The organism is Streptomyces sp. NBC_00019, from assembly GCF_045041015.1.
Classification (GTDB): Bacteria; Actinomycetota; Actinomycetes; order Streptomycetales; family Streptomycetaceae; genus Streptomyces.
This window is the reverse complement of the sequence record NZ_CP108302.1, coordinates 2,754,385-2,773,648: the sequence shown is the minus strand read 5'-3', so window position 1 is coordinate 2,773,648 and position 19,264 is coordinate 2,754,385. Positions and strand designations below refer to the sequence as shown.

Annotated in this window: 21 protein-coding genes; 12 read left to right on the top strand and 9 right to left on the bottom strand. The window is 69.5% G+C overall.

Annotated features, from left to right (window positions below; genetic code table 11):
- Positions 1–3 precede the first annotated feature (3 nt).
- Together OHU89_RS13295 and OHU89_RS13290 are read right to left on the bottom strand one after the other, a co-directional pair.
- Positions 4–474, bottom strand: coding sequence for a GNAT family N-acetyltransferase (locus OHU89_RS13295; protein ID WP_266894139.1), 471 nt, complete (start codon positions 472–474; stop codon positions 4–6).
- Between the two features lie 3 nt (positions 475–477).
- The gene (locus OHU89_RS13290) at positions 478–1,251 is read right to left on the bottom strand and encodes an IclR family transcriptional regulator (protein WP_266894141.1); all 774 of its coding nucleotides are present in this window, start codon (positions 1,249–1,251) and stop codon (positions 478–480) included.
- A 122-nt stretch (positions 1,252–1,373) separates the two neighbouring features.
- Here OHU89_RS13290 and OHU89_RS13285 point away from each other — a divergent pair, with 122 nt between their 5' ends.
- Both OHU89_RS13285 and OHU89_RS13280 read left to right on the top strand, forming a co-directional pair.
- Positions 1,374–2,903, top strand: coding sequence for an aldehyde dehydrogenase (NADP(+)) (locus OHU89_RS13285; RefSeq protein ID WP_405642619.1), 1,530 nt, complete (start codon positions 1,374–1,376; stop codon positions 2,901–2,903).
- Between the two features lie 105 nt (positions 2,904–3,008).
- A complete protein-coding gene (locus OHU89_RS13280; RefSeq protein ID WP_266828942.1) occupies positions 3,009–3,617 on the top strand; it encodes a DUF1349 domain-containing protein in 609 nt (202 codons plus the stop codon).
- Positions 3,618–3,627: 10 nt separating this feature from the next.
- On the opposite strand, the gene OHU89_RS13275 is transcribed toward OHU89_RS13280, so the two are convergent.
- Positions 3,628–4,677: a toll/interleukin-1 receptor domain-containing protein gene (locus OHU89_RS13275; protein ID WP_405642617.1), complete on the bottom strand. Its 1,050-nt coding sequence runs from the start codon at positions 4,675–4,677 to the stop codon at positions 3,628–3,630.
- Between the two features lie 58 nt (positions 4,678–4,735).
- Here OHU89_RS13275 and OHU89_RS13270 point away from each other — a divergent pair, with 58 nt between their 5' ends.
- From OHU89_RS13270 to OHU89_RS13250, 5 genes are all read left to right on the top strand, one after another.
- Positions 4,736–5,230 carry a GNAT family N-acetyltransferase gene (locus tag OHU89_RS13270; protein ID WP_405642615.1) on the top strand — a complete coding sequence of 165 codons (495 nt, stop codon included), beginning with the start codon at positions 4,736–4,738 and terminating at the stop codon, positions 5,228–5,230.
- A 75-nt stretch (positions 5,231–5,305) separates the two neighbouring features.
- Positions 5,306–6,025 (top strand): DsbA family oxidoreductase, encoded by a 720-nt coding sequence (locus OHU89_RS13265; protein WP_405642613.1) that lies wholly within the window; start codon positions 5,306–5,308, stop codon positions 6,023–6,025.
- Between the two features lie 97 nt (positions 6,026–6,122).
- On the top strand, positions 6,123–7,172 hold the full coding sequence (locus OHU89_RS13260; RefSeq protein WP_405642611.1) for an aminotransferase class V-fold PLP-dependent enzyme: 1,050 nt from the start codon (positions 6,123–6,125) through the stop codon (positions 7,170–7,172).
- Positions 7,173–7,257: 85 nt separating this feature from the next.
- Complete coding sequence (locus OHU89_RS13255) at positions 7,258–7,875, top strand: RNA polymerase sigma factor (protein WP_266894155.1); 618 nt, start codon at positions 7,258–7,260, stop codon at positions 7,873–7,875.
- Between the two features lie 34 nt (positions 7,876–7,909).
- Positions 7,910–8,914: a maleylpyruvate isomerase family mycothiol-dependent enzyme gene (locus tag OHU89_RS13250; protein WP_405642609.1), complete on the top strand. Its 1,005-nt coding sequence runs from the start codon at positions 7,910–7,912 to the stop codon at positions 8,912–8,914.
- An 85-nt stretch (positions 8,915–8,999) separates the two neighbouring features.
- Here the strand turns inward: OHU89_RS13250 and thpD are convergent, their stop codons facing one another.
- From thpD to OHU89_RS13220, 6 genes are all read right to left on the bottom strand, one after another.
- The gene (gene thpD / locus OHU89_RS13245; protein WP_405642607.1) at positions 9,000–9,887 is read right to left on the bottom strand and encodes an ectoine hydroxylase; all 888 of its coding nucleotides are present in this window, start codon (positions 9,885–9,887) and stop codon (positions 9,000–9,002) included.
- A gap of 4 nt (positions 9,888–9,891) precedes the next feature.
- Positions 9,892–10,296, bottom strand: coding sequence for an ectoine synthase (locus OHU89_RS13240; protein ID WP_266894161.1), 405 nt, complete (start codon positions 10,294–10,296; stop codon positions 9,892–9,894).
- Positions 10,297–10,341: 45 nt separating this feature from the next.
- The gene (gene ectB, locus OHU89_RS13235; RefSeq protein ID WP_405642605.1) at positions 10,342–11,613 is read right to left on the bottom strand and encodes a diaminobutyrate--2-oxoglutarate transaminase; all 1,272 of its coding nucleotides are present in this window, start codon (positions 11,611–11,613) and stop codon (positions 10,342–10,344) included.
- A gap of 52 nt (positions 11,614–11,665) precedes the next feature.
- The gene (ectA, locus tag OHU89_RS13230) at positions 11,666–12,184 is read right to left on the bottom strand and encodes a diaminobutyrate acetyltransferase (protein ID WP_405642603.1); all 519 of its coding nucleotides are present in this window, start codon (positions 12,182–12,184) and stop codon (positions 11,666–11,668) included.
- Between the two features lie 305 nt (positions 12,185–12,489).
- A complete protein-coding gene (locus tag OHU89_RS13225) occupies positions 12,490–13,017 on the bottom strand; it encodes a DinB family protein (RefSeq protein WP_405642601.1) in 528 nt (175 codons plus the stop codon).
- Positions 13,018–13,158: 141 nt separating this feature from the next.
- Positions 13,159–14,259, bottom strand: a complete 1,101-nt coding sequence (locus OHU89_RS13220) for a pyridoxal-phosphate-dependent aminotransferase family protein (protein ID WP_405654471.1) — start codon at positions 14,257–14,259, stop codon at positions 13,159–13,161.
- 189 nt (positions 14,260–14,448) lie between these two features.
- Between OHU89_RS13220 and OHU89_RS13215 the strand changes: the two genes are divergently transcribed.
- The 5 genes from OHU89_RS13215 (at position 14,449) to OHU89_RS13195 (ending at position 19,247) form a co-directional block, all read left to right on the top strand.
- Positions 14,449–15,306 (top strand): transporter substrate-binding domain-containing protein, encoded by an 858-nt coding sequence (locus OHU89_RS13215; protein ID WP_405642599.1) that lies wholly within the window; start codon positions 14,449–14,451, stop codon positions 15,304–15,306.
- A complete protein-coding gene (locus OHU89_RS13210; RefSeq protein ID WP_405642598.1) occupies positions 15,303–16,136 on the top strand; it encodes an amino acid ABC transporter permease in 834 nt (277 codons plus the stop codon). The genes OHU89_RS13215 and OHU89_RS13210 overlap by 4 nt, the downstream gene beginning before the upstream one ends.
- Positions 16,133–16,909 carry an amino acid ABC transporter ATP-binding protein gene (locus tag OHU89_RS13205; protein ID WP_405642596.1) on the top strand — a complete coding sequence of 259 codons (777 nt, stop codon included), beginning with the start codon at positions 16,133–16,135 and terminating at the stop codon, positions 16,907–16,909. The genes OHU89_RS13210 and OHU89_RS13205 overlap by 4 nt, the downstream gene beginning before the upstream one ends.
- Positions 16,910–17,018: 109 nt before the next feature.
- Positions 17,019–18,116 carry an amidohydrolase family protein gene (locus OHU89_RS13200; protein WP_405642594.1) on the top strand — a complete coding sequence of 366 codons (1,098 nt, stop codon included), beginning with the start codon at positions 17,019–17,021 and terminating at the stop codon, positions 18,114–18,116.
- A 234-nt stretch (positions 18,117–18,350) separates the two neighbouring features.
- The gene (locus OHU89_RS13195) at positions 18,351–19,247 is read left to right on the top strand and encodes an SCO1860 family LAETG-anchored protein (protein WP_405642592.1); all 897 of its coding nucleotides are present in this window, start codon (positions 18,351–18,353) and stop codon (positions 19,245–19,247) included.
- Positions 19,248–19,264: the final 17 nt, after the last annotated feature.

Sequence of the window (19,264 nt, the reverse complement as noted above, 5' to 3'; positions counted from 1 at the left end):
CCGTCAGCCGCCCAGCGTCAGGACGACCTCGTCGATCTCCTCGCCACGGGCGTTCGCGTACCCCCGCGCATGGGCCGACAGCCGGAAACCGCACTTCTCCAGCACACGCCGGGAACCGGCATTGTCGGCGGCGGCGCGGGCGTACAGCGGGCGCTCGGGTACCTGGGTCACCAGCTCGCGCAGGGCCGCCGTGGCGATGCCCTGCCCCCAGTACGCGCGGTCGATCCAGTACGTCACCTCGCGCTCGTTCGGTTCGCCGTACACCGACGCGCTGCCCACCACGTCCCCGTCCGCCAGGACCGTGCGATGCACGGCGTCGGAGGCCCGGATGCGTTTCCAGTGGGCGTCGAAGGCGTCCCGGTCGGTCGGGTCCTTCGAGGTGAAGGCCGCCATGTGCAGGGCTTCGGGATCGTTCATCTGCCGGAAGAACACCGGCAGATCGCTGTCGTGGACCTCTCGGAGCGTGATCTGCATGTCTCAGAGCCTACGGGTGGCCAGTGTCAGCCGGTCCCGCGCGTCGAACAACGCGTCCTTCACCAGCTGTTCGTGCGCCGGCGTGAGCCGGGCCACCGGCACCGAGCAGCTGATCGCGTCCCGCGCGGGGGTCCGGTAGGGGATCGCCACGCCGAAGCAGCGCAGCCCCAGCGTGTTCTCCTCGCGGTCCACGGCGAAGCCCTGCTCCCGCACCAGGTGCAGCTCCTCGATGAGCTTCTCCCGGTCGGTGATCGTGTTCTCGGTCAGCGCCGGCAGCGTCTCCGGGAGCATCTTGCGGACCTGCTCGTCGGTGTAGGTGCTGAGCAGCGCCTTGCCGAGGGAGGTGGAGTGGGCCGGCAGCCGACGGCCGACCCGGGTGAAGGGGCGCAGATAGTGCTGCGACTGCCGCGTGGCCAGGTAGACGACGTTCGTCCCGTCGAGACGCGCCAGGTGGATGGTCTCGGTCGTGTCGTCCGACAGCCGGTCCAGCGTCGGACGCGCCGCCGCGACCACCTCGTCGCCGTCGATGTACGACGTGCCGACCAGCAGCGCCCGCACCCCGATGCCGTATCGCGTGCCCGTCGCGTCCGTCTCCACCCAGCCCAGCTCCACCAGCGTGCGCAGCAGCATGTAGAGGCTGGACTTGGGATAACCGACGGCCTCCTGGACCGCCGCGAGGGAGTGCATGCCGGGGCGTCCGGCGAAGTATTCGAGCAGTTCAACCGTCCGTACCGCGGACTTGACCTGCGCCCCGCCGCCCGTCTCGCCTGCCGACATCGCCCTTGACCCCTTCGTTGGACGGGAAATAGTCTCCAACAGCATATTCACCATCAGAGACAGCGTTCAGTATATCGAACGACCCTGGTGGATGACCTAGGAACTGTGTGGAGGGACCCGCGGTGGCAGCAGCACCAGTCTGGAGTGTCGACCCCCGAACCGGGAAGCAGCGTGAGCAGGTTGCCGTGGAGGCTACCGCCCAGGAGGTGGACGCCACCGTCCGGGCCGCGCACGACGCCCGCGGCGCCCTCGCCGACCGTACGGTCCGCGCCGCTTTCCTGCGTACCGCCGCCGACAAGCTGCAGACCGCCAAGGACCAGCTCGTCGAGGCAGCCGACGCCGAAACCGCGCTCGGCCCGGTCCGGCTCACCGGCGAACTCGCCCGCACCAGCTACCAGCTGCGGGCCTTCGCCGACATCGTCGACGAGGGCGCCTTCCTCGACGTCGTGATCAACCACCCCGACGACACCGCGACCCCGCCGATCCCGGATCTGCGCCGCTACAAGGTGCCGCTCGGCGTCGTCGCCGTCTACTCGGCCTCCAACTTCCCCTTCGCGTTCTCCGTCGCCGGCGGTGACACCGCGAGCGCGCTGGCGGCCGGCAACCCGGTCGTCGTCAAGTCGCACCCCGACCACCCGGGCCTGTCCGAGCTGGTCGCGGCCGTCCTGCGCCGGGCCGCCGCCGAGCACGGCATCCCGGAGAGCGTGCTCGGTCTCGTGCACGGCTTCGAGGCGGGCATCGAGCTGATCAAGCACCCGCTGGTCGCCGCGGCCGGCTTCACCGGGTCCATCCGTGGCGGGCGGGCCCTCTTCGACGCGGCCGCCGCCCGTCCGGTCCCGATCCCCTTCCACGGCGAGCTGGGCTCCCTGAACCCCGTCGTCATCACCGAGGCCGCGGCCGCCGAGCGCGCCGAGGCCATCGGTACGGGCCTCGCGGGCTCCATGACGCTGGGCGTCGGCCAGTTCTGTGTGAAGCCGGGCCTGGTGCTGGTGCCGTCGGGCGCCGCCGGTGACGGCCTGGTCAAGTCCCTCACGGACGCCGTCAGCGACACCGACGCGGGCGTGCTGCTCGACCACCGCATGCGGGACAACTTCATCGCCGGGGTCGCCGAGCGCGCCGGACTGGCCGACGTGGAGACGCCGGTCACGCCGGGCTCGGGCGGTGACCACACGGTGAGCGCGGGCTTCCTGACGGTGCCGGCGGACAAGCTGACCGCCGAGGGCGAGCACGATCTGCTCCTGGAGGAGTGCTTCGGTCCGGTGACGGTCGTGGCGCGCTACGACGACGACGCGCAGGCGCGGGCCGTGCTGTCGCGTCTGCCGGGCAACCTCACCGCGACGGTGCATCTGTCGACCGAGGAGACCGAGGGCAAGGGGCGTGGCACGGAGATCCTGGCGGAGCTGACGCCGCTGGCGGGGCGTGTGCTCGTCAATGGCTGGCCTACGGGGGTCGCCGTAGCGGCGGCTCAGCATCACGGCGGTCCGTACCCGGCGACGACGTCGACGTCCACTTCTGTGGGCGGTACGGCTATCGAGCGGTGGATGCGGCCGGTTGTGTACCAGACGACTCCGGAGGCTCTGCTGCCGGTGGAGTTGCGGGATGACAACCCGCTGGGGCTGCCGCGTCGTTTTAACGGGCAGTTGGAGCGATAGCGCCGTAGGGGTGCGGGGCTGTGTGGCGGCTGCGGGTTCGTTGTGGCTGGTCGCGCAGTTCCCCGCGCCCCTAAGTTTCTCGACCCACCCTGAGATAGTTAGCTGATGGACATCGAGCTTCCCGAACTGCCCTTCCGGCTCCGTACCTATGGCCCCGACGGGCACTGGTCCTACGAGGACGGTGTGCTCACCGGGTGGGCCGGGCCGCGGCAGGACCGGTTCGTGCCGCCCACTGCCGAAGGGCTCGATCCCGCCTCCGACGCGCCGCGGCTGCTCGGTGCGCCCGAGGGGGACTTTCAGCTCATCGCTCGGGTCACCGTGGGGTTCAACGCGTCCTTCGACGCGGGTGTGCTCTACGTCCATGTCGGCGACCGGGCCTGGGCCAAGCTCTGTCTGGAGTACTCCCCGGACGTGGCCACCATCTGCACGGTGGTCACCCGGGGACACTCCGACGACGCCAACTCCTTCACCGTGGACGGCAGTTCGGTCTGGCTCAGAGTGAGCCGCACCGGCCGCGCCTTCGCCTTCCACGCCTCCCGTGACGGCGAACGCTGGATATTCGTCCGGCTGTTCACCCTCGACGACGAGAAGAAGAGCGACGCCGCCCTGGTCGGCTTCATGACACAGTCCCCGATGGGCGAGGGCTGCGTCGTGACGTACGACCACCTGGAGTTCAGGCCCGACTGGCCGAAGGATCTGAGAGACGGAAGCTGAGGCGGTCCTCTCACCGTATATCTCTTGGCACATCCGTGTCCGTCAGCCGGTCGTACGAGGCGATGCGGAGGGGAAGCCGCGATGCTGCGGCCAACTCCTCCCTGAGCGCTCCGGCGGACTGATCGGGGATTCGCCGTCCGTTGAGAAGAGTGACCGTGAAACTCCAACTTTCGGGGTCGCGCTGATACAGGTTGCGTGACTCGGCCCAACCGGCCAGTTCGCGTGCGACCTTCGACACCTCCGGAAACGCGCCGACGATTCGCCCCGAGTAAGGCCCAAAAGACGACCTTCGGAAGGACTTGTCTTCCTGGCCGAATCCGGCCTCCGTCTCACGAATCAGTGCCTCTGCGTCGCCTTCTCCCTGCGTGGGCCCAAGGACGATGAATCGAATCGCTACCGGCCTGGAGGCTCCGCGCGATTCCACGAGGGCGAAGTCGAAGGGGACCGCCCGGCAGGTTCGTGAAGCAGGGATGACGGGCGTCGACGGCCGTCGCCCCAGCGAATCCGACAGCAGTTCCTGGTAGGCGGAGAGGAGAAGGAAGACGTCGTCGCGGCTCGCGGAATTGTTCAACATCTCGGTCAGGGTTGCGCGAGCTTCCTTCAGGTCCACCGATGACTCTCGCCCCACGTTCGACGCCGGTAGCGAATCCAGGCGGTCGGGGTAGGACGCACGGATGATCTCCTCGGCCACGGCGTTCAATCCGCGCCGGGTGCTCACCCCCACCAGATCCGCGAGTATCGGCGACGTCCTGACGACGTCGTCCGCTCCCACCTCGTGCCAGACGGGCAGAATGCGACGCTCGCCCTGAGCCACCGCCATCAGTCCGGCCAGTTCCCTCTGCGGCCAGTGCTTGGCGAAGAAGGATGGGCTCAGGACCACGACACCGAAGGCCGAGTTCGCCAGACCCGTATTGATCCCGGCCAAGAGCGAATCCCCGAGTTTCAGAGTGAACCGGTCGTACCAGACACGGAAACCGACCGATCTCAGGTAATGGGCCAACGGCGAGGCCACGAGAGGCTTGTCCTCACTGGCGTGACTGATGAAGTAGTCCCATTCCATGGTCGGCAGTCTAGGGTTGGCCGGGAACCTGGGTGGGCTCGGTCACGTCCTCCGTTGCGTGATCAGTGACAGAGTTGTCGCGGCCCGAGTGATCCGGACCGCCGTACCCGCCGAGGCGGAGGCCGTCGCCGCGCTCCACGCCCGCGCCCGGGCCACGTACTACCCGGACGGCATCCCGGACGACGGCACCGACTGGCTCGCCGCCTGGCAGGGCGCGATCGCCCGGCCGGACGGCCATGTCCTGTGCCTGGTGGACGACGGGCGCATCGTCGCGCTCGCCTCCTTCCGTACCCCCGAGGGAGCCCCGGCGGAAACGGTCAAGCTCTTTCAGTTCCACGTCGACCCCGACCGGTGGCGCTCCGGCGTCGGCGCCGCCCTGCACACGGCCTGTGTCGAGCAGTGGCAGGCCGACGGCAAGCGGACCGCCGTGCTGGAGGTGCATGTGGACAACGCGCGGGCGCAGGCCTTCTACACACGCCAGGGCTGGGGCCCGCACCCCGTCGAAGCGGGGCACCACCATCTGCGCATGACGCTTCCGGTGGCCGGGGAATGAACCCCACTCCTTGAACGTTCACTCATTAACCGGAGGCCGTCTCCGTACCCGTGCGACCTGGAAAGAGCCGAAGACATGCGCGTCGAGATCTGGAGCGACATCGCCTGCCCCTGGTGCTACGTGGGCAAGGCCCGCTTCGAGAAGGCGCTCGAGGCCTTCCCGCACCGTGACCAGGTCGAGGTGGTCCACCGCTCCTTCGAGCTGGACCCGGGACGCGACAAGACCGACATCGGACCCGTCGTCCCGATGATCGCGAAGAAGTACGGCATCAGCGAGACCCAGGCTCAGGACGCCGAGGACAACCTCGGCACCCAGGCCGCCGCCGAGGGTCTGGCCTACCGCACCCGCGACCGCGACAACGGCAACACCTTCGACATGCACCGCCTGCTCCACCTCGCCAAGGCGCAGGGCAGGCAGGACGAGCTCATCCAGATCTTCTACAAGGCCAACTTCGCGGAGGAGCGCTCCGTCTTCGCCGAGGGCGGGGAGCGGCTCGTGGAGCTGGCTGTCGCCGCCGGTCTGGACGCCGACGACGCCCGCAAGGTCCTGGCCGACCCGAACGCCTATGCCGACGACGTCCGCGCCGACGAGCGCGAGGCTGCCGAACTCGGCGCGAACGGCGTGCCGTTCTTCGTCCTCGACCGCAAGTACGGCATCTCCGGCGCCCAGCCCGCCGAGGTCTTCACCCAGGCGCTGACCCAGGCCTGGGGCGAGCGCCCGCCGCTGACGCTGATCGAGGACAACGGCGCGGAGGCCTGCGGCCCCGACGGATGCGCGGTACCGCAGCAGCGCTGAGACGGCGCAGGTCGGAGCGGACCCATAAGGATTGCTTAGGGAAACCACGTAAAAATCCGCAATGGACTAATGCTTCGAGCGGCTCCACAGTGGACCCATGACCTTCGAGAGCCTCGTCCGTACCGAGTTCGCCCCGAAGAACACCTTTCTGAACACCGCGTCCAGCGGTCTGCTCCCCGCCCGCACCGTGACCGCCCTGACGGAGGCCACGCGGATCCGGGCCGAGGGCAGGCCGCTGGACCCGCTGTTCGAGGACGTGGAGACGGCCCGCGCGACCTTCGCCCGCCTGGCCGCGGTGCCGACGCACCGGGTGGCGGCCGGCGCCTCCGTCTCCACCTACTCCGGCCTGGTCGCGGCCTCGCTTCCCGCGGGCGCCGAAGTCCTCACCGCGGAGGACGACTTCACGTCCGTCGTGAACCCCTTCCACGCCCGGGGCGACCTCAAGGTCCGCATCGTCCCCCTGGAACGGCTCGCCGAGTCGGTCCGCCCGGAAACCGCCCTCGTCGCGGTCAGCGCCGCCCAGTCCGCCGACGGCCGTATCGCGGATCTGCCCGCGCTGCGCAAGGCCGCCCGGGCGCACGAGGCCCGGACCTACGTCGACTTCTCACAGGCCGCCGGGTGGCTGGCCATGGACGCGACCGAGCACGACTACACCGTCTCCACCGGCTTCAAGTGGCTGCTCGGCCCGCACGGCGCCGCCTTCCTGGTGGTCCCGGAGGACTTCGGCGCCCTGACCCCCCTGCTGGCCGGCTGGGTCGCGGGCGAGATCCCCTGGAACAGCTGCTACGGCCCGATCGCCGAACTCGCCCACTCCGCCCGCCGGTTCGACATCAGCCCCGCCCTGTTCACCTACGCCGGCCTGCGCGCCTCCCTCTCCCTGATCGAGGAACTCGGCGTGGCCGCCATCCACGCCCACGACCTGGCCCTGGCCGACCGCTTCCGCGCGGGCCTCGCCACGCTCGGCCACGAACCCGTGCCGGCCCCCGGCTCGGCGATCGTCTCCGTCCCCGGACTCGGCGCGAAACAGCCCGCGTTGAGCGCGGCGGGCATCGAGGTCTCCGACCGCGCGGGCCATCTGCGCGCCGCCTTCCATCTCTACAACACCGCCGCGGACGTCGACCGCCTTCTGGACGCCCTGTCCATCTGACCTACGGCGCGCGAACCATTGGCCATGGCCTGTTGTCATGAACCGCTGGCGCGGGCCCGGCGAGAACGCTAGGAAGGCACCAGGGGTGGTGGTGCCGGTGGAACACGCGGGCGACACGTCCGTGCGGCCTCCCGTCGACACGGAGCTGCACAGGCGGCTGGTGTACGGCGACGAGTCCGCGCTGACCGAGGCGTACGAGGCGTACGGCGGCCTGGTGCGGCGGGTCGCCGTACGGGTCACCCGCAGTCCGGGCGCCGCCGAGGACGTGGCACAGGAGGTCTTCGCCCACCTGTGGAGCAGGCCGTACGCCTTCGACGCGGGCCGCGGCACCCTGCGCACCTGGCTCTCCATGCTCGCCCACCGGCGGGCCGTGGACTGGGTGCGCAGCGAGGCCCGGCACCGCAAGGCCGCCGGCGCCGACGACTCCGCGCTCCAGGCCATCCCCGAGCCCGGTCCCGGCCCCGACGAGACGGTCGTCGACCGGGAACGCCGCCTCCTGCTCCACTCCGCCCTCGCCGAACTCCCGCAGACCCAGCGGGAGGTGGTGCACCTGGCCTACTTCGCGGGCCGCACCTACCGGCAGGCCGCCGTCGAACTCGGCATCCCCGAGGGGACGGCCAAGACACGGTTGCGCACAGCGTTACGTACCTTGGCCGAGTCTTTGGCGGACCCGCCCGACCCTGCGCTGGAAAGAGGCGCATGATGGCAGGAGACCTCGCGCGAAAGGGGGGCGTCCGGTGACCACCGAACACGACGGCGTACGCGACCTGCTGGCCGCCTGGGCCTTCGGGGCCCTGGACCCCGCCGACCGCAGAACGGTCCCGCTGCACCTGGCCGAGTGCGAGAGCTGCGCGGCGGAGGCGGAGCGGCTGCGCGAGACGGTACGACTCCTCGACGGCCCCGCGTCGAACGGCCCGGGCCGCCGCCCGGCCGCCGACATCCTCTCCGGCGCCCTGCGCACCCGCCCCGCCGCACCCCGGGTCGCGGCGCACGCCGCCCCGTACGCCGCGGCGGTGGCCGGCCTCAAGGCGCTGCTGCCCGAGATCGAGGGCCGCTGGTCCACCCCGGTCGTGCACGACTGGGACGTGCACGCGACCGTCGCGCATCTCCTCGCCGCCGACGAGCACCTGGCGCGGCTGCTCGGCCTGGACACCCGTCTGCCGCTCTCCCGGATCCCGCACGACACCCACTGGGGCAAGGCCTGGAACGAGCGGACCGCCGAGGTCATCGCCCACGAGTACGGCCGTACGCCCGAGGAGACCGTCGCCGACTGGGCCGCACAGGCGGACGAGCTGCTCACCGCGCCCGAGGCCCTCGATCCCGAACAGGCCGCCCGTGCGGTGATGTTGATGGGGGTACGGCTGCCGGTCGCCGACCACTACGTGGTGCGCGCCTTCGAGGCGTGGATCCACACCGACGACATCGGCCGCGCCCTGGGACTCGCCGTCCCGCCGCCGCCCGAGGCGCACCTGTGGCAGCTGGTCCACCTGGCCGTCCGCATCCTCGGCCTGGCCCTGGGCCGGGACGCCGCGCCGGTGCTGTTCTCGGTCACCGGCGGCGAACGATGGGTACTGGGCTCGCAGGACGATCCCGTACGGGCCGAACTCACCCTGGATCCCGTCGACTTCTGCCTGCTGGTGGGCGGCCGCTACACCCCCGACGAGGTACCGCGCGGCACCTCGGGCGACGAGGACGCCGCACAGAACGTACTGGACCACGCGTCCCGGCTGGCCTGGCTCTGAGCGGTCTTGGCGGACCCTTCGACGCCCCCGACCGTAAGACGTTCCACGGCGGGGGCGTCGAAAGGCCGCACGGACTGCGCGGTGCTCAGCGGACGGGAGTGAAGTCCCGCGCGCCGATGAACTCGGGCCGGCGTATCGGTGCCGCGAACGGCTCCACCGCCGCGTTCTCCACACTGTTGAACACGATGAAGACGTTGCTGCGCGGGAACGGCGTGATGTTGTCGCCGGACCCGTGCATGCAGTTGCAGTCGAACCAGGTCGCCGCACCGGCCTTGCCGGTGAACAGCTTGATGCCGTACTCACCGGCCATCGCGGTCAGCGCCTCGTCCGAGGGCGTGCCCGCGTCCTGCATCTGCAGCGACTGCTTGTAGTTGTCCTTCGGCGTGGCCCCCGCACAGCCGAGGAACGTACGGTGCGAGCCCGGCATGATCATGAGGCCGCCGTTGGTGTCGTAGTTCTCCGTCAGGGCGATGGAGACGGACACCGTCCGCATGTTCGGCAGCCCGTCCTCGGCGTGCCAGGTCTCGAAGTCCGAGTGCCAGTAGAAGCCGGAGGCACCGAACCCGGGCTTGACGTTGATCCGCGACTGGTGGACGTACACGTCCGAGCCGAGGATCTGCCGGGCCCGTCCGACTACGCGCTCGTCCCGCACCAGGCGCGCGAACACCTCGCTGATCCGGTGCACCTCGAAGACGGACCGGATCTCCTTGGACTTCGACTCGATGATCGACCGCTCGTCCGCGCGGATCGCGGGGTCGGTGACGAGCCGCTCCAACTCCTGCCGGTAGACGGCCACTTCGTCATCGCCGATGATCTGGTCGACGGCGAGGAAGCCGTCGCGCTCGAACGACTCCAGCTCGCCCGTGGCGATCGGTCCCGGCGCGCCGGGCGCCGACCAGACGACCGGGTCCTTGCGTGGGAGCGCCACCTCGGTGGCGCCGCGGCTGGGGTAGAGATCGGTGACGGTGGTCATGCGGTCACACCTCCTCGGGTTCGGTGAGCAGCGGGTAGACGCCGTTGTCGTCGTGGTCCTCCCGGCCGGTCACGGGCGGGTTGAACACGCAGATGCAGCGGAAGTCCTCCTTGACCCGCAGCGTGTGCCGCTCGTGCCCGTCCAGGAGGTACATGGTCCCGGGCGTGATCGAGTGGGTCAGCCCGCTCTCGTGGTCGGTCAGCTCGGCCTCGCCCTCGACGCAGACGACGGCCTCGATGTGGTTCGCGTACCACATCGACGTCTCCGTACCCGCGTACAGGATCGTCTCGTGCAGCGAGAAGCCGACCCGCTCCTTGGCGAGGACGATGCGTTTGCTCTCCCAGGTACCGGACGCGGCCCTCACATGGCGGTCGGTGCCTTCGATGTCCTTGAACGAACGGACGATCACGGTGCTGCGATGCCTCCTATGTAGACGGTTTGTACAGACGGTGGTTCAGACGGTTTCGCGTACGGAGCGGGCCAGGACGCTGAGTCCCTCGTCCAGCTCCTCGGGGGTGATCGTGAGCGCCGGAAGCAGCTTCACGACCTCGCTCTCCGGGCCCGACGTCTCGATGAGCAGCCCGAGCTCGAAGGCCCGGTGCGCCACCCGCCCGGCGCGCTCCTTGTCGTGGAACTCCAGGCCCCACACCAGCCCGCGCCCCCGGTACTCCTTCACATCGGCGAGGTTCTCCTCGGTGATGGAGATGAGGGACTGCTCGATCTGCTCACCGCGCTTGCGGGTCTGCTTCTCCATCGCGGAACCGTCCGCCCAGTACGTCTCCAGGGCGGCGGTGGCGGTGACGAAGGCGGGGTTGTTGCCGCGGAAGGTGCCGTTGTGCTCGCCCGGCTCCCAGATGTCCAGCTCCGGCTTGAACAGGCAGAGGGACATGGGAAGGCCGTAGCCGCTGATCGACTTGGACACGGTGACGATGTCGGGCGTGATGCCGGCCTCCTCGAACGAGAAGAAGGCCCCCGTACGTCCGCACCCCATCTGGATGTCGTCGACGATGAGCAGCATGTCCTGCCGCTCGCACAGCTCGGCGAGCGCCTGCAGCCACTCCTTGCGGGCCACGTTGATGCCGCCCTCGCCCTGCACGGTCTCGACGATCACGGCGGCCGGCTTGTTGAGTCCGGAGCCCTGGTCCTCCAGGAGCCGCTCGAACCACAGGAAGTCCTCGACCGTGCCGTCGAAGTAGTTGTCGAACGGCATCGGCGTGCCGTGCACGAGAGGGATGCCGGCGCCGGCCCGCTTGAAGGCGTTGCCGGTGACGGCGAGCGACCCGAGGGACATCCCGTGGAAGGCGTTGGTGAACGAGACGATGGCCTCGCGCCCCTTGACCTTCCGCGCGAGCTTGAGCGCGGACTCGACGGCGTTGGTGCCGGTCGGGCCGGGGAACATGACCTTGTACGGCAGGTCGCGCGGCCGCAGGACGACGTCCTGGAAGGTCTGCAGGAAGGCCCGCTTCGCGGTGGTGGACATGTCGAGCCCGTGCGTGACGCCGTCCCGCTCCAGGTAGTCGATCAACGCCCGTTTCAGGACGGGGTTGTTGTGCCCGTAGTTCAGGGATCCGGCGCCCGCGAAGAAGTCCAGGTACTCGTGGCCGTCCTCGTCGTACATGCGGCTGCCCTGCGCGCGGTCGAAGACGGTGGGCCAGCCGCGGCAGTAGCTGCGCACCTCGGACTCGAGGGTTTCGAAGACACTGAGGTCGGGCTGGGTGATGGTCACGAAGAATCGCTCCTCGATGCGTGGGGGAGTGCGTTCGGGTCGTCTCGGGTCGTCAGAGGGAGAGGGGGCCGATGCGGTACAGGACTTCGGCTTCGTGCGGCCCGTCGGGGAACAGACCGGCGTCGAAGAGCACTTCACGCTCCAGGCCGGCGTCATGACGCTCGGCGAAGGCGCCGAACAGCCGCTCGGAAGCGGTGTTGCCGGGCGTGATGGTGGTCTCGACGGCGGTGATCCGCTGCTCGGCCGAGGCCCGCACGGCGAGTGCGTCCAGCAGCGCCCCGGCGAGCCCGCGCCCGCGGTGCGCCTCGTCCACCGCCACCTGCCAGACGAGCAGGGTGCGCGGACGGTCCGGCCGCAGGTAGCCGGTGACGAAGCCGACCGGCTCCCCGCGCTCGTCCCGCGCGACGGCCGACGTCGCGGCGAAGTCACGACACCACAGCAGATAGCTGTACGACGAGTTCAGGTCGAGGACCTTGGAGTCCCTCGCAATCCGCCACAACGCGGCGCCGTCCGCGACGGACGGTCGGTCGATTTGCAGTTCTGCTGTCGTGTCTGCTTGTGCGGCAGTCATGCGAATTGAATTTACCCAGGGAAATTAAAAATTGCATCGCCGAGAGGGGTTACGGGTCGGCGGTGCATGTGTTATCACGCGGGCGCGGGCGGACGCGTGAAAGGTGCGACGTATGGGGGGTTTTATCCCCACCAAAAGGCACAAAACACCCTCGATGTGTAACGCGTCACAGCCATGTAATCCCCATGAGATCTGCCCGAATTCATCCGGTTGACGTTCGCAGAATCTTTGCGTTTAGGACGAGAGAAAGCGGGCAGACGAATACGGGAAGCTGCTCTGGAATGAATTCCAGAATTACCCCTGAATTAGGCTCCGGTCACCCCGTCGATTCGTTCCCGCAAGATGTCGGCATGCCCGTTGTGCCGGGCGTACTCCTCAATCATGTGGATAAACACCCACCGCAGACTCACCTCCATCCCGGGAACGGGCCCCTCCATGATCCGCCCGGTGTCGTCGAGCGACCGCCCGGCGACGATCTCGCGTCCCCGAGCGATCTCCCGCCGCCAGACACCGAGCGCGTCCTCGAGCGTGCGGGCGGGATCAAGGCGGTACCCGGTCGCCTCACCGAACACAGGCGGCATATCGAGCCCCGCGACCACCCGCTGGAACCAGTTCCGCTCGACCTCGGCAAGATGCTGCACCAGCCCGAGCAACGTGAGCCCGGACGGCTCGGCAGCGGGGCGCCGCACCTGCTCGTCGTCCAGCCCCGCACACTTCAGCTCCAACGTGGCCCGATGAAAGTCCAACCAGCTCTCCAGCATGGGGAGTTCACCGGCGGTGAGGAGGGGGACGGGGCGGCCGTCGGGGAGGGTGAGGGGTGTGTCTGTGGTCATGCGGGGAGCATGGCATGGGGGTACGGCATGCCGAAACGTGCCTTTCAGCCCCTCCGCACCTTCCAGCCCGTCCGGCGTTCGAGGGGGAGGGAGGCCCTTCGGGCCGACGGGGGCGAGAAGAACCCGCCCCCGCCCGAACGCCTACCGCCAGCTGTCCTCCACAGCCCGCAGCGCCCCCTCAACATCCACATCCAGCCCCTGCTCGCTCAACGCGGCCCCCAGCGCCGCAAGGCTCGCCCGCACGGCGCCCGGTGTCGCATCGGCGCCGTAGTGGTTGACCCGGATCATCTCCTTGGCCAGCGCGCCCCCACCCGCGGCCAGCGGCAGCGCCGGATCCGATGCCAGGGCCCGAGCCACCAGCTCCGACGCCACCACCCCCGCCGGCGCCCGCAGGGTCGTGGCGACCGGCGCCGCGTCCCGGGCCTCGTACACGTACGGCTCGAGTCCGCCCCCCAGAGCCACGACCCCCGCCCGGGTCGCCGCGGCCGCCGACGCGTGGCGAGCCATCACCGCGTCGAGCCCGACCGCCTCGATCCGCTCGACGCAGGCCTCCAGCGCCAGCATCTCCAGCTGGGCCGGCGCGTGCAGCAACGCCTTGCGCCCGCCGTCGACCCACCGCTCCTTCCAGTCCAGCAGGGAGAGGTACGACCGTCGCGGCGCCTGCGGGTTCGCCGCCATGCGAGCCCACGCCCGCGAGCTCACCGAAACCGCCGAAACACCCGCGGGCCCGCCCATCGCCTTCTGCGCCCCGATCACACAGAGGTCGACACCCCACGCGTCCGGCAGTACCGGCTCCGCCCCGATCGAGGCGACGGCGTCCAGGTAGAACAGCGCGCCGTGCGACCGCACCACCTCCCCGATCTCCGCGACCGGGTTGGTGTTGCCCGTCGCCGCCTCCGCGTGCACCAGCGAGACGAAGTCGATCGACGGATGCTCGGCGAAGGCCTCCCGGATCTGCTCCACGGTCACCGCCGTGTGGAACGGCACCGCCAGATCGATCACGGTGGCCCCGCAGTCCCGCAGCCAGTCCCCGAAGGTCTGCCCGTACGGCCCGGTGATCACGTTCAGCGCCACGGTGCCGGGACCCGCGGTCGCGCGGATCGCCCCCTCCAGCGGCAGCAACGCCTCCCCCTGCATGATCACGACATCCTGCGAGGTGCTCAGCAGCCGCGCCACGCGGTCCTCGATCGACGCGAAGTGCGCCGCGCTGAGCGGGGCCAGGTCCAGGAAGGGGTGCGTCACAGTGGTGCTCTCTTCACTCACGGGATCAACGAATCGAGGGTAACCGGCACCCTGGGCACCCCACCCCGCCACCGACTTCTTAGGTCAGACGGCCCTATAACCATCGGTTTGATTTGAGGGTCTCAAACTTCTCCTTATAATCGGAACCCGATATCCGGAACAGACAGTTCCCTCACAGGAGGCTTCCCCGTGAAGACGATCCTCGGGCGTCGGACCCGCGTCCTGGCCGCCACCACCGCGACGGCCGGGCTCGTGCTCGTGGCCGGCTGCTCCTCGGACGACGACGGCGACAGCGGCACCAAGACCGCGGCCGGCGGTGTCGAGCTCGTCCAGGCGGGGCAGCTCACCACCTGCACCCACCTTCCGTACCCGCCCTTCCAGTCGGAGATCGACGGCAAGGTGCAGGGCTTCGACGTGTCGCTGATCGACCTCGCCGCCAAGGACCTCGGCGTGAAGCAGGAGATCCTCGACACGCCGTTCGAGAACTTCAAGACCGGTGCGTTCCTCAACTCCGGCGAGTGCGACCTCGCGGCCGCCGGCATGACCATCACCGAGGAGCGCAAGAAGAACGTCGACTTCTCGGACCCCTACTTCGAAGCCACCCAGGCCCTCCTCGTCGACAAGGGCAGCGGCATCACGTCCCTCGCCGACGCCAAGTCCAAGAAGGTCGCGATCGGCGCCCAGGCGCAGACCACCGGCGAGGACTACGCCAAGAGCCAGGGCTTCGACCCGGTCTCCTTCGAGTCCTCCGACGCCGTCCTCAACGGTCTGCGCTCCGGCCAGGTCAAGGCCGTCGTCATCGACTACCCGGTCGTCCAGGGCTGGCTGAAGACCAAGGCCAACGCCGACGCCTTCCAGGTCGCCGAGCAGATCAACACCGGTGAGCAGTACGGCTTCACGGTCAAGAAGGGCAACACCAAGCTCCTCGCCGCCATCAACAAGGCCCTCGCCGAGGCCAAGTCCGACGGCACGTACAAGACGCTGTACGAGAAGTGGATCGGCCCCTACGACGAGTCCGCGGCCTCCGCGTCCCCGTCCGCCTCATGACGAGCTCCGACGCACAACTCCAGCCTCGCAAAAAGGGCCTGACCCGGAGTCAGAAGCGCCGCCTGTCGCGCGGCGCCCAGTACGTCGTGTTCGTCGCGGCCGTCGTCGCCTTCGCGGCGTCGGCCGACTGGGACCGGCTCAAGAACCAGTTCGCGCAGTGGGACATCGCCGAGCAGATGTTCCCCGACGTCATCACGCTCGCGCTGAAGAACACCGTGCTCTACACGCTGTCCGGGTTCGCGTTCGGACTCGTTCTCGGCATGGTCATAGCGCTGATGCGGCTGTCGTCGGTGGGCCCGTACCGCTGGTTCGCCGGCGTGTACATCGAGATCTTCCGCGGCCTGCCCGCCCTGCTGATCTTCATCTTCATCGGCGTGGCCGTGCCACTGGCCTTCCCGGGGACCGAGATCCCCGGCGGCACCTACGGCAAGGTCGCCCTCGCGCTCGGCCTGGTGGCGGCCGCGTACATGGCGGAGACGATCCGCGCGGGCATCCAGGCGGTGCCCAAGGGGCAGATGGAGGCGGCCCGTTCGCTGGGCTTCTCGCCCGCGCGGGCCATGGTCTCGATCGTCATCCCGCAGGCGTTCCGGATCATCCTCCCGCCGCTGACCAACGAACTCGTCCTGCTCTTCAAGGACTCCTCGCTGGTCCTCTTCCTCGGCGTCACCCTGGAGGAGCGCGAACTGTCCAAGTACGGCCGTGACCTGGCCAGTACGACCGCCAACTCCACGCCGATCCTCGTCGCCGGCCTGTGCTATCTGCTGGTGACGATCCCGCTCGGCTTCGTCGTGCGCCGCATGGAGGCGAAGGCCCAGGAGGCCGTGAAATGAGCCGACCGGAAATCGAAGTCCGCGGTCTGCACAAGTCGTTCGGCGACAACGAGGTCCTCAAGGGCATCGACCTGGAGATCGGCCAGGGCGACGTCGTCTGCGTCATCGGCCCCTCCGGCTCCGGCAAGTCCACGCTGCTGCGGTGCGTGAACCTCCTGGAGGAACCCACCAAGGGCCAGGTCTTCGTCGGCGGCACCGAACTCACCGACCCCGATGTCGACATCGACGCCGTACGCCGCCGTATCGGCATGGTCTTCCAGCAGTTCAACCTCTTCCCGCATCTCACCGTGACCGAGAACCTCACGCTGCCCCAGCGCAGGGTGCTCAGGCGGGACAAGGCGCAGGCGGCGAAGGTGGCCGCCGAGAACCTGGAGCGGGTGGGCCTGTCCGAGAAGGCGAACGCCTACCCGGCCTCCCTCTCCGGCGGCCAGCAGCAGCGGGTCGCGATCGCCCGTTCGCTGTCGATGGGCCCCGAGGTGATGCTCTTCGACGAGCCGACGTCGGCACTGGACCCGGAGCTGGTGGGGGACGTCCTGGCGGTCATGCGGATGCTCGCCCAGGAGGGCATGACGATGATGGTCGTGACCCACGAGATGACGTTCGCGAAGGAGGTCGCCGACAGGGTGGTCTTCATGGACGGCGGAGTGATCGTCGAGGACGGCACGCCGGCCCAGGTCATCACGAACCCGAGCCATGAACGTACGCGGCATTTCCTGTCGCGGCTCCTGGACCCGGCGATGGCCGAAGTCGAGGAGGACGGCAACGCCGAGTAAGGGGCGCGGGGCTGTATCGATTTGCGGCTCCGCCGCGTGGGCGCGACCAGCCCCCACAAAGCCGCAGCCGACGATCAACGTATCCGGCGAAACGCATATCGTGCAGCACATGAGCGATCAGGCGGTGCTGCACCTAAAGGGACGCGTCCTCGTGGGCCCGGAAGACGTCCGCGACGAACTCTGGGTCGTGGACGGACGCGTCACCTACGACCGTCCCGTCGGCACCCGGGACGTCCGGACCGTCGCGGGCTGGACCCTCCCCGGCCTGGTCGACGCGCACTGCCACGTGGGCCTCGGCCCCCACGGCCCCGTTCCGCAGGGCGTCGCCGAACAGCAGGCCCTCACCGACCGCGACGCCGGCACCCTGCTGATCCGCGACGCCGGCTCCCCCTCGGACACCCGCTGGACCGACGCCCGCGAGGACCTCCCGAAGATCATCCGTGCCGGCCGCCACATCGCCCGCACCCGCCGCTACATCCGCGGCTACGCCCACGAGATCGAACCGGACGACCTGGTCGCGTACGTCGCCCAGGAGGCCCGCCGGGGCGACGGCTGGGTCAAACTCGTCGGTGACTGGATCGACCGCGAGGTGGGGGACCTGGCCCCCAGCTGGCCGCGCGACGCGGCGCAGGCGGCGATCGCCGAGGCCCACCGTCTGGGCGCGAGAGTGACGGCCCACTGCTTCGCGGAGTCGTCGCTGCGAGACCTGGTCGAGTCGGGCATCGACTGCGTCGAACACGCCACGGGCCTCACCGACGAGCTGATCCCCCTCTTCGCCGACCGCGGCGTGGCGATCGTCCCGACCCTGGTCAACATCGCCACGTTCCCGAAACTGGCCGAGGGCGGCGAGTCCAGGTTCCCCCGCTGGTCGGCCCACATCCGGCGCCTCCACGAACGCCGCTACGACACGGTCCGGAGCGCCTACGACGCCGGCATCCCGGTCTACGTCGGCACCGACGCCGGCGGCACCCTGCCCCACGGCCTGGTCGCGGCCGAGGTCGCGGAACTGACCAAGGCGGGCATTCCCCCGACCGAGGCTCTCGCGGCGACGACCTGGGCGGCCCGCGAGTGGCTGGGACGCCCGGGCCTGGAGGAGGGCGCCGCGGCCGACCTCGTGGTGTACGACGAGGACCCACGGGCCGATGTACGCGTACTGGCGGCGCCACGACGGGTCGTGCTGAACGGACGCGTCGTTGACGGAGCGTGACCGAAAGTCGCCCCGCGTCGTTGTGCACCCCGGCTCTCGAACCGGCGCGTCAACGGGGGCGCTCGCACACATGGGGGTACAGGGGTGACTTCGAGGAACACCCGTGCCGCACGATTCGAAAAGGTTCACGGAAACAGCACGTTGGGGTGAAGTCCCGCCGGACTGCTGACTGTTCACTCTGAGTACGTAATTCTTGCCGGGTCCCGAGCAAGTCTCCTCTGAGGGGTCCCCACCTTGAACGGCAAGAACTTCCGCATGCCCGCACGCCGTCTCGCGACCGTCGCGACGGCCACGGCCCTGGCCGCAGGTCCCGCGGTCCTGGCCGGTGCCGGCTCCGCACACGCGACCGGTGACGAAGGACGTGCGAGCGCCGTCGTCCTGCGCACCGGGCTCGACGTGTCCCTGCTCAACAAGACCGTGAACGTGCCACTCGTGGTCTCCCTCAACGAAGTGCAGGCGCCGCAGAGCGCCGAAAAGACCGTGCTGAGCGCCCAGTTGAACGGCGTCGACGGCGGAAAGGCCTTCAGCGTGCTCGACGCGCAGGTGGCGTCGGCGAAGGCGGACGTGATCGACACCAGGGCCGAAGCCTCCACCACCCTCGCCCACGCCAAGCTCCATGTCCCCGGCCTGCCCCTGCTCTCGCTCATCGAGCTCGGCACGGTCACCTCCAAGGCGACGTGCGAGGCCGGCAGGACCCCGACCGCCACCTCCAACCTGCTGGGCTCGGTCACCGTCCTCGGCGAGAAGGTCACGCTCACCGCCGGCGGCCCGACCGAGGTCAAGGTGCCCGGCGTCGGAGAGGTCCGTCTCGACCTCTCCAAGACCGAGACCACCACGGACACGGCAGCCGCCACCGCCCTCGAACTCACCGTCTCCATCAACCCGTTGAAGCTCAACGTGGCCGAGGTCGAGGGGTCCCTGACGCTGGCGAAAGCCACCTGCGAGGCCCCGGCCGCACCCGCCGCCGCGACCACCCCCGCGGGAGACGTGGAGCCCCAAGGCGCCCCGGCCGAGGCCGGGTTGGCCGAAACCGGCGGTAGCTCGACGACCCCGTACATCGTGGGCGGCGCCCTCGCCCTGCTCCTCGCCGGCGGGGGAGCGGTCGCAGTCGCCCGCCGCGCCAGGAACTGATCCCGGGGTCCCGAAGG